The 14,525-nt window shown below is 65.8% G+C and carries 14 protein-coding genes and 1 riboswitch; of the genes, 9 read left to right on the top strand and 5 right to left on the bottom strand.

Features of this window, described 5'->3' with window-relative positions:
* From ALII_RS0105670 to ALII_RS0105655, 4 genes are all read right to left on the bottom strand, one after another.
* Complete coding sequence (locus ALII_RS0105670; RefSeq protein ID WP_024586356.1) at positions 1-1,185, bottom strand: ABC transporter permease; 1,185 nt, start codon at positions 1,183-1,185, stop codon at positions 1-3.
* Complete coding sequence (locus ALII_RS0105665; RefSeq protein WP_024586355.1) at positions 1,182-2,225, bottom strand: ABC transporter ATP-binding protein; 1,044 nt, start codon at positions 2,223-2,225, stop codon at positions 1,182-1,184. Before ALII_RS0105665 ends, ALII_RS0105670 begins: the two co-directional genes overlap by 4 nt.
* A gap of 69 nt (positions 2,226-2,294) precedes the next feature.
* Entirely contained in the window at positions 2,295-3,344 is a 1,050-nt protein-coding gene (locus tag ALII_RS0105660; protein WP_024586354.1) for an ABC transporter substrate-binding protein, read from the bottom strand.
* Positions 3,345-3,440: 96 nt separating this feature from the next.
* Positions 3,441-3,989: a cupin domain-containing protein gene (locus tag ALII_RS0105655; protein WP_024586353.1), complete on the bottom strand. Its 549-nt coding sequence runs from the start codon at positions 3,987-3,989 to the stop codon at positions 3,441-3,443.
* Positions 3,990-4,111: 122 nt separating this feature from the next.
* Between ALII_RS0105655 and hisD the strand changes: the two genes are divergently transcribed.
* From hisD to ALII_RS0105620, 7 genes are all read left to right on the top strand, one after another.
* Positions 4,112-5,389 carry a histidinol dehydrogenase gene (gene hisD, locus ALII_RS0105650; RefSeq protein WP_024586352.1) on the top strand — a complete coding sequence of 426 codons (1,278 nt, stop codon included), beginning with the start codon at positions 4,112-4,114 and terminating at the stop codon, positions 5,387-5,389.
* A 67-nt stretch (positions 5,390-5,456) separates the two neighbouring features.
* Positions 5,457-5,570, top strand: a riboswitch (TPP riboswitch).
* Positions 5,561-6,172: a YkoF family thiamine/hydroxymethylpyrimidine-binding protein gene (locus ALII_RS0105645; protein WP_024586351.1), complete on the top strand. Its 612-nt coding sequence runs from the start codon at positions 5,561-5,563 to the stop codon at positions 6,170-6,172. Its footprint overlaps the riboswitch before it by 10 nt.
* A 58-nt stretch (positions 6,173-6,230) precedes the next feature.
* Complete coding sequence (locus ALII_RS0105640; RefSeq protein ID WP_024586350.1) at positions 6,231-6,815, top strand: ECF transporter S component; 585 nt, start codon at positions 6,231-6,233, stop codon at positions 6,813-6,815.
* Positions 6,790-8,439, top strand: coding sequence for an ATP-binding cassette domain-containing protein (locus ALII_RS0105635; protein ID WP_024586349.1), 1,650 nt, complete (start codon positions 6,790-6,792; stop codon positions 8,437-8,439). Before ALII_RS0105640 ends, ALII_RS0105635 begins: the two co-directional genes overlap by 26 nt.
* Complete coding sequence (locus tag ALII_RS0105630) at positions 8,433-9,182, top strand: energy-coupling factor transporter transmembrane component T (RefSeq protein WP_029660241.1); 750 nt, start codon at positions 8,433-8,435, stop codon at positions 9,180-9,182. Before ALII_RS0105635 ends, ALII_RS0105630 begins: the two co-directional genes overlap by 7 nt.
* Positions 9,183-9,274: 92 nt before the next feature.
* On the top strand, positions 9,275-10,624 hold the full coding sequence (locus ALII_RS0105625; protein ID WP_024586347.1) for a Ppx/GppA phosphatase family protein: 1,350 nt from the start codon (positions 9,275-9,277) through the stop codon (positions 10,622-10,624).
* The gene (locus tag ALII_RS0105620; protein WP_024586346.1) at positions 10,621-11,367 is read left to right on the top strand and encodes an RlmE family RNA methyltransferase; all 747 of its coding nucleotides are present in this window, start codon (positions 10,621-10,623) and stop codon (positions 11,365-11,367) included. The genes ALII_RS0105625 and ALII_RS0105620 overlap by 4 nt, the downstream gene beginning before the upstream one ends.
* Here ALII_RS0105620 and ALII_RS0105615 read toward each other — a convergent pair.
* A complete protein-coding gene (locus tag ALII_RS0105615; protein ID WP_024586345.1) occupies positions 11,343-12,758 on the bottom strand; it encodes an MFS transporter in 1,416 nt (471 codons plus the stop codon). The two genes, ALII_RS0105620 and ALII_RS0105615, sit on opposite strands and share 25 nt — an antisense overlap.
* A gap of 175 nt (positions 12,759-12,933) precedes the next feature.
* Between ALII_RS0105615 and ALII_RS0105610 the strand changes: the two genes are divergently transcribed.
* Together ALII_RS0105610 and ALII_RS0105605 are read left to right on the top strand one after the other, a co-directional pair.
* On the top strand, positions 12,934-13,917 hold the full coding sequence (locus tag ALII_RS0105610) for an MBL fold metallo-hydrolase (protein WP_024586344.1): 984 nt from the start codon (positions 12,934-12,936) through the stop codon (positions 13,915-13,917).
* Between the two features lie 86 nt (positions 13,918-14,003).
* Entirely contained in the window at positions 14,004-14,495 is a 492-nt protein-coding gene (locus tag ALII_RS0105605) for a CAP domain-containing protein (RefSeq protein ID WP_024586343.1), read from the top strand.
* Positions 14,496-14,525 lie beyond the last annotated feature (30 nt).

The raw sequence follows: 14,525 nt of genomic DNA, 5'->3' as shown, positions 1-14,525 counted from the left end.
CTAGGCTCCCGTCGGCGCGCCGCCGCGCGACAGCCGGCCATAGACCAGATAGAGCACGGTCGTGACCGCCAGCAGCAGGATGCCGAGCGCCCCGGCCATGCCCCAGTTGGCGGTCTGCAGCGCGTAGAAGGCGATGACGGACGAGATCATCTGGTCGTTCGGCCCGCCGACGAGCGCTGGCGTGATGTAGTAGCCGATCGCCACCATGAAGACGAGCAACGAACCGGCCAGCAGTCCGGGCATCGAAAGCGGCAGCAGCACCCGCCAGAAGGCGCGCAGCGGCCGCGCGCCGAGCGAGGCTGCCGCCGGCATCAGATTCTTCGGGATCGCCGAGACGACGGAGAAGATCGGCAGCACCATGAACGGCAACAGCACATGCGTCATGGCGATGACGACGCCGAGCCGGTTGAAGATCAGCGGCAGCGGCCCGTCGATCCAGCCGAGCCCCATCAGCGTCTTGTTGATGATCCCCTCGTTCTGGAGAAGGATGAACCAAGCGGCCGTGCGCACGAGCAGCGACGTCCAGAGCGGCAGCAGCACGGCAAGCAGCAACGCATTGCGCTTCCACCCCGTCACCGAGGCGGCGAGCATCGCATAGGGCAGGCCGATCAGCGCGCAGAGCAGCGTGACCGAGCCTGCGATGGCAAAGGTGCGCCAGATGATCAACCGGTTGGCCGACGCCGATGCGGGCATCGGCTCGATCTCGCCCGTATCCGCACGCTCGAGGTCGAGCGCGGCGAGCAGATTTCGATCCGTATAGGGCGCGACCGAAACCTGGATCGCCCGCCAGAAGCGCGGTTCGGCCCAGCGATCGTCGACCTCGACGAGATCGAGCGTTTGGCCCACCTCCAGGTCGCGCGCCGCGGTGGCCGTTCTGCCCATTAGGGTGCGGAAGCCGGAAACCTGACTGTTCAGCGTGCGTACCGCCGCGCCCAGCGTCGATTGGGAAGCCTCGCGCAGATCCTCGACCAGCGCGGCCTGCGTCTCGGCGTCCGGCGCCCCTTCGCCATCCCAGCTTCCGATCAGTTCGGACGTGCGTGGAAAGGCGCCGCCGATCGCGTCGTTGCGGATCGAGACATCAACCATCAGCCAGAGCGGCCACAGGAAGAAGACGCCGAGGAAAATCACCAGCGGGGCGATCAGCACCGCCGCCCGGCCGCGCTGCCGTGCCGAGACCGCGTTCATGCCGGAAATACCGAACAGTCGGCTGCAGCGAAGGAGAGGGTCACCGTCTCGCCGGGATGCCGCTCGGCCGCTCCGCGCTCAAGTCGCGCGACCAGCGACAGCGTGCCGGCATCCAGATGCAATCGCAGATGATCGCCCTGATAGACGACATCCGAGATCGTCGCCTCAAGCCGGTTCTCGCCGCTGCCGTCGAACCGCAGCCGTTCGGGCCGGATCGAGACAGAGACGCGGCTGCCTGCCGCATAGCCATGGTCGGGCGCGACAATCGTCGTCGCAATCGCAAGTTCGACGGCCGCCGGTTCCTTGACCACGCCGTCAAGCAGGTTCGTCTCGCCGATGAATTCGGCGACGAAGCGATTTTGCGGGCGGTCGTAGACCTCGCCCGCCGTGCCGATCTGCGCGATCTTGCCGGCGTCGAAAATCGCGATGCGGTCGGACATGGTCAGCGCTTCGGACTGGTCGTGGGTGACGAAGATGATCGTCAGCCCCAGCCGCCGGTGCAGTTCGCGGATTTCGAGCTGCATTTCTTCGCGCAGCTTCTTGTCGAGCGCGCCGAGCGGCTCGTCCATCAGGATCACCTTCGGCTCGTAGACGAGCGCGCGGGTCAGCGCCACGCGCTGCTGCTGGCCGCCGGAAAGCTGGTCCGGACGGCGATCGGCCAGATGGCCTAGCTGCACACGGTCGAGCGCGGCCTTCACGCGCGGCCGGGTCTCCGATTTCGGCACGCCGCGCATTTCGAGCGGGAAGGCGACGTTCTCGGCAACGCTCATATGCGGAAAGAGCGCGTAGTTCTGGAAGACGACGCCCATGCCGCGCCTGTAGGGCGGCAAATGGTCGATCTTCTCGCCGTCGAGCAGGATGTCGCCCGACGTCGCGCCCTCGAAGCCGGCGAGCATCATCAGGATCGTCGTCTTGCCCGAACCCGATGGACCGAGCAGGCTCAGGAACTCGCCCTTGCGGACTTCGAGATTGAGCCCTTCGACGACCGTGACCTGACCGAAGGTCTTGGACACGTCGCGAAGCTCGATGAAAGCGGTCATGCAGCCCCGTCGATTGCTGGACTGGAAGAAAAAAGGCGCACCCTTGCCGGGTGCGCCTTCGAGGCTCGATTACTGGGCGAGCCAGGCGTTGAAGCGCTCGTTCAGCTCTTCGATGTTGTCGACCCAGAAATCACCGTCGAGCGCGATCGCGCCTTCGAGGTTCTCGGGCGAAGTCGGCAGTTCCGCCGCGACTTCCGGTGCCAGCGCCGCCCCGGCTTCGACATTGGTCAGGCCGTAGGCGATGAATTCGGGCAGCTTGGCCTGGTTTTCCGGCTGGCTGGCGAAGTTGATGAACTCGAACGCCGCGTCCTTGTTGGGCGAATCCTTCAGCACCACCCAGGAGTCGATCGCGTAGATCGAGCCCGGCCAGACGATCTGGAAGTTGGTGCCTTCGGTCTTGTTGATGCCGGCGAGACGGCCATTATAGGCCGTCGTCATCACGACTTCGCCGGAAGCCAGAAGCTGGATCGGCTGCGCGCCGGCCTCCCACCACACGATGTCGCCCTTGATCTCGTCGAGCTTGGCGAAGGCCCGGTCGACGCCCTCGTCGGTGCCCAGCACTTCATAAACTTCGTCGACCGGCACGCCGTCCGCCATCAGGGCGAATTCAAGCGAGTATTTCGGGCCGCGGCGCAGGCCGCGCTTGCCGGGATATTCCTCGGTGTTCCAGAAATCCTCCCAGCCGGTCGGAGCCTCGGTGAACTTCTCCGCGTCGTAGGAGAGACCCGTCGTCCACACGATGGCGCCGACGCCGCATTCGTTGACGGCTGCGGGCAGGAACTTGTCCTCACCGCCCAGCGCTTCCCAGTCGACGGTCTCGTACATGCCGTCGGCGCAGCCGAGCGCGAGTTCTTCCGTCTCCACCTGCACGACGTCCCAGTCGGCCGGGCGCGTTTCCATCTTGGCCGCGATCACACCATAGCCGCCATCCCAGGATTCTTCCGTGATGGCGATGCCGGTTTCGGCGGTGAAGGGCTCGAAGTAGATTTCGCGCTGCGCGTCCTGATAGTTTCCGCCCCACGAGACCACGGTCAGGTTCCGGTCCTGAGCCGACGAGGAGGCGATGGCGAGAGCGGCGAAGGAGGAGGCGAGCGCAAGACGCTTGATTGTCGATTTCATTTTCTTCCCCTGCGTTATTGATTTTGGCTATCCAATCATAGAATTGGGCCGTTGAAACCGGCAATCCTTGGCCGGAAAGAATTATCACCAGAATCGTCAGTATGTCGGCGGTGTGATCGCCGACAGGATCGTGCTCTCGCCATCCGCCACGTTGCGAAAACGGTGGGGGAGGCGGCTGTCGAAATAGTAACCTTCGCCGGGCGTCAGCACGCGGCGCTCCTGACCCACCGTCACTTCGATCGCACCCGTCAGAACCATGCCCGCTTCCTGCGCCGAATGCGAAAAGGCCTCGCCCGTATCGCCGCCCGGCGCGTAGGATTCGTGCAGCATCAGGAGCTGCCGGTTCGGATGGTTGGCGCCGATCATCCGGTAGGAAATCGTATCGGCCCGGCCGATTTCGACCAGATCCGCCGCGCCGTAGAAGGGCGAGGCAGGCAGGTTCGATTGCAGGTCGAGAAAGAACCCCGTCAACGTCGTGCCGAGCGCGTCGAGAATGGCGGTCAGCGTATCGACCGAAGGGCTCATCCGGTCGCGCTCGATCAGCGAAATCGCCGAATGCGACACGCCGGAACGCTTCGCCACCTTGCGCACGCTCAGCGAGCGCCGGCGGCGCAGTTCATGCAGCTTGGTCCCGATCCTCGGCATGGCGCTCTCCCTCCATGCCAGACTATGCGTGGTGATTTTAATCGACAAGGCCTGTCCGCTCGCTTGTGGCGAACCCGGCCTCGGGCACAATGGCGGCGATCCTCTCCGGCGAAAGTTCCCCGATGCGCAAGCTCTCCGAAGCCCTGAAGGCCAAGATCGACCATTTGAAAGCACCGACGCGTGACGCCGTTGCCGATACGGGCGACGTCGAAAACACTGTCCGCGAAGTCCTCGCCGCCGTGAGCGACAGGGGCGACGCCGCCGTGCGCGAATACGGCCTTCGCTTCGACAAGCTCGACATCGAAACCCTCGAAGTCTCGGCTGCCGAGCGCAAGGCGGCGATCGACGGTCTCGACCGCCAGACCCGCGCCGACACCGAGTTCGCCATCGAGCGTGTCCACGATTTCGCCGATGCGCAGATGCAGACGATCAGGCCGCTCGACTACGAGGCGCTGCCGGGCCTCCATCTTGGCCACCGCGTCATCCCCATCGAGAAGGTCGGCGCCTATGTGCCCGGCGGGCGCTACCCGATCCTGTCCGCCCCGGTGATGACGCTCGTTCCCGCCAAGGTCGCCGGCTGCGCCGAAGTCGTCGCCTGCCTGCCGCCCGGCGCCCATCCGGCGATGATCGCCGGTTGTCACCTCTCCGGCGCCGACCGCATCTTCCGCATCGGCGGCGCGCAGGCGATCGCCGCGATGGCCTACGGCACCGAAAGCGTGCCGGGCGTCGACAAGATCGTCGGCCCGGGCAATGCCTATGTGAACGAGGCCAAGCGCCAGGTCTTCGGCGCGGTCGGCATCGACCAGCTCGCCGGTCCGAGCGAGATCTACGTCGTCGCCGACGCCTCCGGAGATCCGGAGATGATCGCGACCGACATGCTGGCGCAGGCCGAGCACGACGTGCGTACCCGCGTCGGCTTGATCACGACGGACCGCAAGCTCGCCGAGGCGACGCTTGCCGAAGTCGAGCGCCAGTTGAAAGACCTGCCGACGGCAGACGTCGCCGGCCCCGCCTTCCGTGACTATGGCGAGATCGTCGTCTGCGCCGACGAAGCCGCGATGATCGCCTATTCCGACTTCATCGCCGCCGAACACCTCCAGGTCCACACGTCCGACCCCCAGGCGACCGCAAGCAAGCTGCGCAACTACGGCTCGCTCTTCATCGGTCGCGAGGCGAGCGTCGTCTATTCCGACAAATGCTGCGGCACGAACCACACGCTGCCCACCATGGCGGCGGCTCGCTATACCGGTGGGCTTTGGGTCGGCTCCTATGTCAAGATCTGCACCCATCAGTGGCTCGACGCGCGCGGCGTCGCCGCCGTCGCGCCACCCGCCATCCGCCAGAGCGCGACCGAGGGCATGGAGGGCCACCGCCGCGCCGCGGCCCTCCGCTTGGCTTAAAGATCCGCCCTTGCTGGCTTGGCAGATACCCCCTTGCCAAGCCGGCAAACGCGATGTTACCCCTGCCGCCATTCCACAGGGGTGCTCCGTAATGCCGGGGCTGAGACGTGAAGCGACATGCTTTCGGACCCTCAAGCTGATCTGGGTAATACCAGCGGAGCGAGGCGGTTCATGTTTTCAGGTGCACAGCTTTCCCTTTATCCGATGTGCGACGATTTCGTCGCCGTCATCCTCGAGGCCGTCGACGCGCTCGAGCCATACCGGCCGCGCTTTCGCATCGAGACCGACGACGTCTCGACGCTGATCGTCGGCCCGCCGGAGGAAATCTTCCCGGCCATGCGCGATCTCTTCGCGTCTGCTGCCGGAACCGGCGTCCACTGCGTTCTCTCCGCCGCCGTCTCTCGCGGTTGCCCGGGCGAACCCGATGACGAAATCTGCACGTCCTCGGCCGATTTCGGCACGGCCGCGCCGCTCGACGAGCGCATCGCCGCCGCCCGTGAAGCGGTCGCGAAGGCAGGCATGACGGGCGTCGAAGTCGCGGCCCAGTTCTCGCTCTATCCGCTCGGCGGCAGCCACCATATGGACGAGATCTATGGCTGCATCGACTTCCTGAAGTCGTCGGGCGTGTTCGAGAAATCGAAGAATTTCTGCACCAAACTGCGCGGCGACGCCGGCCCGGTCTTCGCGGCGTTGAGCGAAGCCTTCCTCCGCTTCGGCGCGCCGAACGGTCATGTCGCGCTCGACCTGACCGTCTCTGCGAACAGCCCGACCAAGATCGGCTGATTTCGTCTCTCCGGCGTGCCGGAAAGGCGCGCCTCTCTTGCTCCAAGGAAACATCGTCATGCTGACCACTCGCGGCTGGACCCTGCGCGAAATCCTCATCGTCGCCGTTCTCGGCGCCGTCTTCGGCGTTCTCTATCTGGCCTGGGTGCAGGTCTGGCTGATCGCGCAGGCGATCTTCGGCGCCGTCACCATGGACGTAGTGATGGGCTTCTGGTTCATCGTCTCCATCATCGCCGCCGCGATCATCCGCAAGCCGGGTGCCGCGCTCCTGTCGGAAGTGCTGGCGGCTCTCGTTCAGGTGCTTCTCGGCAGCCCCGCCGGCCTTCTTCTGCTGGTCACCGGCCTCGTTCAGGGCGCTGGCGCGGAAGCCGTCTTCGCCGCGACGCGCTGGAAGAACTACCGCCTGCCGGTGCTGATGCTGGCTGGCGTTGGCGCGGCAGTCGCCTCCTTCGCCTACACCTGGGTCCGCTTCGACTACGGCGCGCTGGCGCCGGGCCTGCTCATCACCATGTTCGTGCTGCGCTGCCTCAGCGGCGCGATCCTTGGCGGCTTGGCCGGCCATCTCGTGGTCGAGGCGCTCTACAAGACCGGTGTTCTCTCGGGCCTGAAGATCGACCATGAACGTCGCCTTCAGCGCGCCTGAAGCAGCGCCGGCGGTCGCATGGCGAAAGGTCGCGGTTCGCTATCCTTACACCACCGCGCCAGCCGTCGGCCCGGTGTCGCTCGATCTGCGCAAGGGCGAACGGCTTCTGATCCTTGGCCCTTCCGGCTGTGGCAAGTCCACCTTGCTCAACACCGTGACAGGGCTGGTGCCCGCGACGATCCCCGCCGAAATCTCGGGCGAGGTCGCGACGCTGGGCGTCCCGGTGGCGAGCCGGTCACCCGCACAGTGGTCCGCTTCTGTTGCCCAGCTCTTCCAGGACGCCGACCAGACGCTTTGCGGAATGACGGTCAGCGACGAGGTCGCCTTTGCACTCGAAAACCGCGCGCTGCCGGAAGGCACGATCGCTGTCTGGGTGAGCCGCGCCCTCGATAGAGCCGGCGTCCCGCCAAGCTGGCGCGCGCGCCGCACCGCCTCGCTCTCCGGCGGCGAAAAGCAGCTCGTCGCGCTCGCCGCCGCGCTTGCGCAGGAGGCCGAGCTCTTCATCGCCGACGAGCCGACCGCGCATCTGTCGCCGCAAGCGGCCGCGCGGCTTCACGCTGTCATCGGCGGGGAGGGGCAGACTTTTCTCGTCGTCGACCACCGCCTCGACGGGCTGATCGACACGATCGACCGCGTCGCCATCATCGGCCGCGACGGCAGGCTCATCGCCGACGGCCCGCCGCGCGACATCTTCCGCGCCCATGGCGAACGTCTCGCACTGGAAGGCATCTGGCGCCCACTCGCATCCGACCTTGACCGGCTTTTGCTCGGAATCGGCATCGCGCTTGGCACACCGCCGCTGGCCATGTCCGAGATCATCGCCGACCTCGACGGTCTTTCGCCCGGCGACCGATCCGCCGCCGGAACTGTGATCCGCCATTTTCTATCGCAGCGCATCGCCGAACCGGCAGCGGCAACCGGCCAGCCGCTCGTCACGCTCGATCGCGCCGCCTGCGCGCCGCTCTTCGCCAAGCCCGTTCTTCAAGACGTCTCGCTCCAAATCCGCCCCGGCGAAACCATCGCGCTTCTGGGCCGTAACGGCGCCGGCAAGTCGACTCTCGGCGCAACGCTCGCCGGCCTGCTGCGCCTCAAGGCCGGAACCCGAACCGGCCCTGCCGGCGGCTTCGCTTTCCAGCGTCCCGAAACCCAGTTCACCGACGCCAGCGTTCGGGCCGAACTCGAATCAATCGCCGGCAAGGGCTCGGCGCATGTCGACACGCTTCTTACCGCCTGGCGGCTCGAAAGCGTTGCCGCCCAGCACCCGTTCGAACTTTCTCAAGGCCAGAAGCGCCGTCTCGCGCTCGCAACCTTGACGGCCGACAAGCGCTGGCCCTTCCTCATCCTCGACGAACCCACCGCAGGCCTCGATGCCGCTGCCAGCGACGAGATCGCTTCGCGCATTGCAAAGATCGCGGCGGAGGGCAGGGCGGTCGTCGTCATCACCCACGACATGGATTTCGCGCTCAAGACCTGTTCGCGCGGCGTCGTCCTTGATGGCGGTTCGGTCGCCGCCGACGCGCAGCTTCTCGACATCCTGCGCGACACCCAGCTTCTCGCCCATACCGGTCTGGTCGCGCCAGAAATCCTGAAGCTCGCCGAATGGATGGAGGCGGCGCCGTGCTGAGCACGCTTCATCCGCTGCCCAAGCTGATCGTCTGCCTCGTCTGGCTCGCCGCCTCGATCGCCGTCTTCGATCCCCGCTTCCAGGTCGGCATCGTCGTCCTTGCCGCGCTCATCCTGATCATCGTCGAGCGCCGCTCGCCGCTCCTCGTCCTGACGCTGATGATCCCGTTCGCGCTGTTCGGCTTCGGCTTCCTGACGACCGCGACGCTCTTTCGCGAGGAGAGCGATTTCGCCGCCCGCATGGCCGCCGAATCGCCATTCGGCTCGCCCGCTTTCTCTGCCGGCATCGTCCTCTTCCTGCGCGCCATCGCCTGCGGCATGGTCTCGGCCGTCTTCGTGTTGACGACCGAACCGGGCCGCTTCATCAAGGCGCTGATGGCGAATTGGCGCCTGTCGCCGCGCATCGGCTACGCGCTCTTTTCGGCGCTCCACCTCGTTCCGGACCTCGCTTCCGAAGCGCAGCAGATTCGCCTCGCCCGCGCGATGAAGAAGGGGCGCACTCCGCGCCGCATTCCCGGCCCCGTCGAGACCGCGTCGCTCGTCGTTCCCCTTCTCGCCTTTGCAATCCGTAGAGCCAACCGCGCCGCGATCGCCATGGAGGCGCGCGGCCTCGGGGCAGCAAGCACGCGAACCATCGTCGGCGCGCCGCAATCGCGTCCGGCAGACGCCATCTTCGTCATCACATCGCTCGCAATCCTCGCGATCCTTTTCATTCTGACATCCGGCGTCTGGCGGGCTTGGTGAACGCCCCAAGGGCTGTTACAGTTTGGTCAACGTGAAAGACAGGAGTGCCTGCTGCCGGCTTTGTTTGCTGGCGCGGCGCCGAAGGGAATAGAGTGACGGACCCCGAATACGGCAATGACGTGCCGTCGGACGGGGCGCGCCAGCCGCGCGGCGACGCCGGCAAAAGGCATTCGCGGCCACCACCAGGTGTTCGCGATGCAAATGCGCAGCCTCATGCGAACGGCCGACCCGACGATAAGACGGGCGAGAAGCCCGGCAAGTCGCGCAAAAGGCGCAAGCGCAAGCGTGGCCGCAAGGTTTTCGCACGCGATGACGCGCCCCAGAACAAGCCAGCCCCGCCCGAATCCATCCAGCCGCAACCAAAGCCGCCGGCGCCTCCACCCGTACCTGCCGCGGGCCGCTTCAACGGTCGCGACGTGGCGAGCGGCGGCGATGCGCCGGTCTATGCCGCGTTGGACCTTGGCACCAACAATTGCCGCCTGCTCGTCGCCATTCCCGGCAAGGGCGGCCAGTTCCGCGTCGTCGACGCCTTCTCGCGCATCGTCCGTCTCGGCGAGGGGCTGACCGCGTCGGGACGCCTTTCGAATGCCGCGATGGATCGCGCCGTCGAAGCGCTCAAGGTTTGCGCCGAAAAGCTGCGCAGCCGGCGCCTGAAGCGCGTTCGTCTCATCGCGACCGAAGCCTGCCGCTCGGCAGCGAACGGCGCGGAATTCATCGCCCGCGTCAGGCGCGAGACGGGCCTGTCGCTCGAGATCATCGACCGCAAGACCGAGGCGAGGCTGGCGGTGTCCGGCTGCGGCTCGCTCGTCGAACGCGGCACCAAGGGCGTCGTCCTCTTCGACATCGGCGGCGGTTCGTCGGAAATCGCGCTTGTCGACGTCTCGCGCCACCGCACGCCCCGCCTTGCCAACCACATCGTCTCGTGGACGTCACTCCCTGTTGGCGTGGTCTCGCTCGCCGAACGTTTCGGCGGCCGGCACGTCACGCGCGAGGTGTTCGATGCGATGGTGGACGACGTCGCCGACATGCTCGACCGTTTCGAGGGCCGCGACCGGCTTTCGCACGTCCTCGCCGATGACGGCTTCCACCTCCTCGGCACCTCCGGCACGGTGACGACGCTCGCTGGCATCCATCTCGGCCTCGAACGCTACGATCGTCGCCGGGTCGACGGGCTCTGGCTGCAAAACGACGAGGTCGACGCGATGATCGCGACCCTGCTCGATTGGGAATTCGAAAAGCGCGTCGCCAATCCCTGCATCGGTGCCGACCGCGCCGACCTCGTCCTCGGCGGCTGCGCCATTCTCGAAGCGATCCGTCGCGTCTGGCCGTCCAAACGCCTGCGCGTCGCCGACAGGGGCCTGCGCGAAGGCATGCTATCCGAACTCATGGCTGATGACGGCGTCTGGCGCCGGGCCCGCAAGCGGAGACCGCTCAACGCATGACGAAACCCGTCAAACCCGGCTCCGGCCCGACAGGCGCACGCGCGCTCAAGACCCGCGTCAAGAAGAAGCGCGGCCTCAAGAACTCGTCCCGCCGCTGGCTCGAACGCCATCTCAACGATCCTTACGTCCATCGCTCGAAGGCAGACGGCTACCGCTCGCGCGCGGCCTACAAGCTCATCGAGATCGACGACAAATACAATCTCCTGAAGCCCGGTCAGAAAATCCTCGATCTGGGGGCGGCGCCCGGCGGCTGGTGCCAGGTTGCGGCCGCCCGCGTGCAGTCGCCCCTCGACGCGCCCACGGTCGTCGGCATCGACTATCTCCATGTCGACCCTGTGCCGGGCGCTGCGCTTCTGGAGATGGACTTTCTCGACGACGAAGCCCCGAAGCGCCTGATGGAAACACTCGGCGGCGCGCCCGATCTCGTCATCTCGGACATGGCGGCCCCGACCACCGGTCATCGCCGCACGGACCACATCCGCACGATGCACCTGTGCGAAGTCGCTGCCGATTTCGCCATTTCGGTGCTGAAGCCGGGCGGCCACTTCCTCTCCAAGACCTTCCAGGGCGGGACGGAGAACGATCTGCTCGACCTCCTGAAACGCAACTTCCGCTCCGTCCATCACGTCAAGCCGCCGGCCTCGCGCGACGCGTCGGTCGAGCTCTTCATCCTCGCAAAGGACTTCAAGGGCCGCCAGGAAGTGCCGAAAACGGAAGATCACTCGCCGGGCAGCGAGGCCTGATCGTCCTTGTGCTTCTCAAGGCCGTGGCCGGACACCGTCCGGCCAGCGGTCCTGGACAGGCCGAGGATCGGCAAAATGGCGAGCGCGGCCAGCCCGCCGACCGCGAAGAAGGCGAACGAGAAGGCCTCGAGCCCGATCGGCTCACCGGTCCACAAATGATGCGCTTCCAGCAGCATGCCCGCCGCCGCCACACCCAGCGCGATCGAGATCTGCTGCGACACGGCCGCGATCGCCGTCGCCTGGCTGGCCTGGCTGTCGTCGATTTCGGCGAAGACGAGCGCATTGTTCGAGGTGAAGAACAGCGAGCGCAGGAAACCCGCGACGATCAGAGTTCCGATGATCACTGCATAGGGCGTCTGCGGCGTGAAGAACCCGTTGATCGCAATCAAGCTCGCCCCGCCGACGACCGCGGTCAGCAGCACCGTGCGAAAGCCGAAGGTGCGCAGCGCCTTGGTCGCCACGAACTTCAGCGAGATTGCGCCGATGGCGCTCGCAAACGTCAATAGTCCCGACTGAAACGCGTCGAGCCCGAAGGCGAGCTGAAACATCAGCGGCAACAGGAACGGCGTCGCGCCGACGCCGATGCGGAAGATCGAGCCCGAGAGGATCGCGATCCGCGGCACCGGATTGTTGAACAGTCGCAGATCGAGGATTGGCGACAGCGTCGCGCGTGAGTGGCGGACGTAGAGTACGGACGCCAAAATGCCGACGACGATGGTGGAAATCCCGATAACCGGGGGCAGGGCCGGCAGCGAAACGACGGACAGCCCAAAGACGATGCCTGCCGCCGCGATCGCCGCGAGGATGAATCCGCGCCAGTCGATCGGCGCGGCGATGCCGCCCGGCATTTCCGGCAGCACCCGCCCGGCGACGATGATCCCAAGGACGCCGATCGGCACGTTGATCAGGAAGATCCAGTGCCAGGTGAAATAGGTGGTGATGAAGCCGCCGACAGGCGGGCCGATGAGCGGCCCGATCAAGGCCGGCACGGTCAGCCACGCCATGGCCGAGACGAGCTGGTCGCGCCGCGTCGCGCGCACCAGCACCAGACGGCCGACCGGCGTCATCATCGCGCCGCCCATGCCCTGCAGGAAGCGCGAGCCGACGAACGCTTCCAGCGAATTGGCGAAAGCGCAGAAGATCGAGCCGACGACGAAGACGCCGATCGCGATGCGAAACACCCGCTTGGCGCCGAACCGATCCGCCATCCAGCCGGAAACGGGGATGAAGATCGCCAGCGCCACGAAATACGAAGTCAGCGCCAGTTTGAGAGTGATCGGGCTCGTGCCGATATCGGCCGCGATCGCCGGCAGCGACGTGGCGATGACGGTCGAATCCATCTGCTCCATGAACAGCGCAACCGCAAGGATAAGCGGAATGGTGCGGTTCAAGGCTGGCGTCCGGTGGAAGATCGCAGATGCGAATGCATGGCCGGGCACCTAGCATGCCTCGCCCCGCGCACACAATTGCACATGTGAACGGTTCACTTCTGTGTGAGAGCGTTTGCCGCGCTCGTGCTCTGGTCCATCTGATGCGGCATCGCTAAACAAAGCAGGGAGAAGGCCGATGACGGGCAAGACCGATCGTCGAACGATGTTCAAACTGGCTGGAGGCGCCGCGATGGCTCTGACCGCACCGCAAATCATGGTCCGCGCCGCAAGCGCGCAGATCGCGACCGCTTCCGAAGTCGCCAATCCCGGCTTCCACAATTTCAAGCTCGGCGATTTTCGCGTCACCACGATCCTCGATGGCGGACGTCCTTCGGATGGCCCGCATCCGATCTTCGGCGAGAACCAGGAGGCCACGGCCGTAGCTGAACTGATGGAGGCGAATTTTCTGCCTTCCGATCAGTTCGTCAACGGCTTCGCGCCGGTCATCATCGACACCGGAGCGGAAAAGATTCTGTTCGATACCGGCCTGGGTGAAGGCGCCCGCGCCAACGGGCTCGGCCAGTTGCGCGAGCGCATGCAGGCAGCCGGCCATCAGCCCGACGAGATCGACGTCGTCGTCCTCACGCACTTCCATGGCGACCATATCGGCGGCTTGATGGAGGGCGGCGAGCCGGCATTTGCCAATGCCCGCTATGTTACCGGGCAGGTCGAATACGACTTCTGGACGGCGCCCGAACGTGCCGAGGGCCAGACCGCCGACGCTGCTCAAGCCGTCGCGTCGAACGTCGTGCCGCTGGCGGAGAACATGACCTTTCTTGCCGATGGCGACGAGGTCGTGTCGGGCATATCCGCCGTCGCTGCCTTCGGACATTCGCCGGGCCACATGGCGTTTTCGGTCGAAAGCGGCGGTCGCCGCCTGATGCTGGTCGCCGATGCGGCCAACCACTACGTCGCCTCGCTGATGCGGCCGGACTGGCATGTTCGCTTCGACATGGACAAGGAGATGGCGACCGAAACCCGCATGCGCCTCTTCGACATGATCGCGACGGACCGGATTCCCTTCATCGGCTATCACATGCCCTTCCCCGCCGTCGGCTTCGTCGAAAAGATCGAGCCGGGTTATCGCTACGTTCCGGCGACCTATCAGTTCGATCTCTGATCCACGCGGCTGGTCGCATTGCCCAAGCTTCGCCTCAATCGCCCGGAAAAGGACGAGGCGATGACAGACATTGCGAACGGGCCATCATGACCGAAACGACGATCGACCGCCGCCGGCTTCTCATTCTCGGCGGCGGCGCTCTTGCGCTCGTGCCGTTTGCAGGCTGCATGTCGCGCGGCCCCTCTGGCGACATCGTCCGTATGACCCGCGACGGCGCTCCGCTCTTCGCCGATATTCGCAGTTCCAATTCACTCGGCGCGATCCGTGCCGACCGTGAACTGGAAACCGCGGCCGTCGTGCAGGCTGGCTACATGGCGCAGGCGGGGCGCATGGCGCACGACACCGGCATTGGCCGGTCGTTCCAGACCCGGATGGGCAATGTAAAGACCAATGGCGCGGCGGCCGAGAATCTGGCGCGGGGCCGCATGGATCTCGTTCGCGTCATGGACATCTGGATGAATTCACCCGGCCATCGCCGCAACATGCTCGAACCGAAATTCGCCCGTTTCGGGCTCGGCTATGTCACCGATCCGCGTGACCCCGCGCAGCGTTACTGGGCGATGGTGCTCGCCGCCTGATCTCTCGCGGCGAGGATTGCCTCGCCGATT

Source organism: Aliihoeflea sp. 2WW (assembly GCF_000497755.1).
GTDB lineage: Bacteria > Pseudomonadota > Alphaproteobacteria > Rhizobiales > Rhizobiaceae > Aliihoeflea.
The sequence above is the reverse complement of the archived record's forward strand: the minus strand, read 5'-3'. Positions and strand labels throughout refer to the sequence as shown.

What these genes read in the sequence shown, in the direction of transcription:
- ALII_RS0105670 (WP_024586356.1), bottom strand. Translation starts at nt 1,185, where the DNA reads ATGAACGCGGTCTCGGCACGGCAGCGCGGCCGGGCGGCGGTGCTGATC.
- ALII_RS0105665 (WP_024586355.1), bottom strand. Translation starts at nt 2,225, where the DNA reads ATGACCGCTTTCATCGAGCTTCGCGACGTGTCCAAGACCTTCGGTCAG.
- ALII_RS0105660 (WP_024586354.1), bottom strand. Translation starts at nt 3,344, where the DNA reads ATGAAATCGACAATCAAGCGTCTTGCGCTCGCCTCCTCCTTCGCCGCT.
- ALII_RS0105655 (WP_024586353.1), bottom strand. Translation starts at nt 3,989, where the DNA reads ATGCCGAGGATCGGGACCAAGCTGCATGAACTGCGCCGCCGGCGCTCG.
- hisD (WP_024586352.1), top strand. Translation starts at nt 4,112, where the DNA reads ATGCGCAAGCTCTCCGAAGCCCTGAAGGCCAAGATCGACCATTTGAAA.
- ALII_RS0105645 (WP_024586351.1), top strand. Translation starts at nt 5,561, where the DNA reads ATGTTTTCAGGTGCACAGCTTTCCCTTTATCCGATGTGCGACGATTTC.
- ALII_RS0105640 (WP_024586350.1), top strand. Translation starts at nt 6,231, where the DNA reads ATGCTGACCACTCGCGGCTGGACCCTGCGCGAAATCCTCATCGTCGCC.
- ALII_RS0105635 (WP_024586349.1), top strand. Translation starts at nt 6,790, where the DNA reads ATGAACGTCGCCTTCAGCGCGCCTGAAGCAGCGCCGGCGGTCGCATGG.
- ALII_RS0105620 (WP_024586346.1), top strand. Translation starts at nt 10,621, where the DNA reads ATGACGAAACCCGTCAAACCCGGCTCCGGCCCGACAGGCGCACGCGCG.
- ALII_RS0105610 (WP_024586344.1), top strand. Translation starts at nt 12,934, where the DNA reads ATGACGGGCAAGACCGATCGTCGAACGATGTTCAAACTGGCTGGAGGC.
- ALII_RS0105605 (WP_024586343.1), top strand. Translation starts at nt 14,004, where the DNA reads ATGACCGAAACGACGATCGACCGCCGCCGGCTTCTCATTCTCGGCGGC.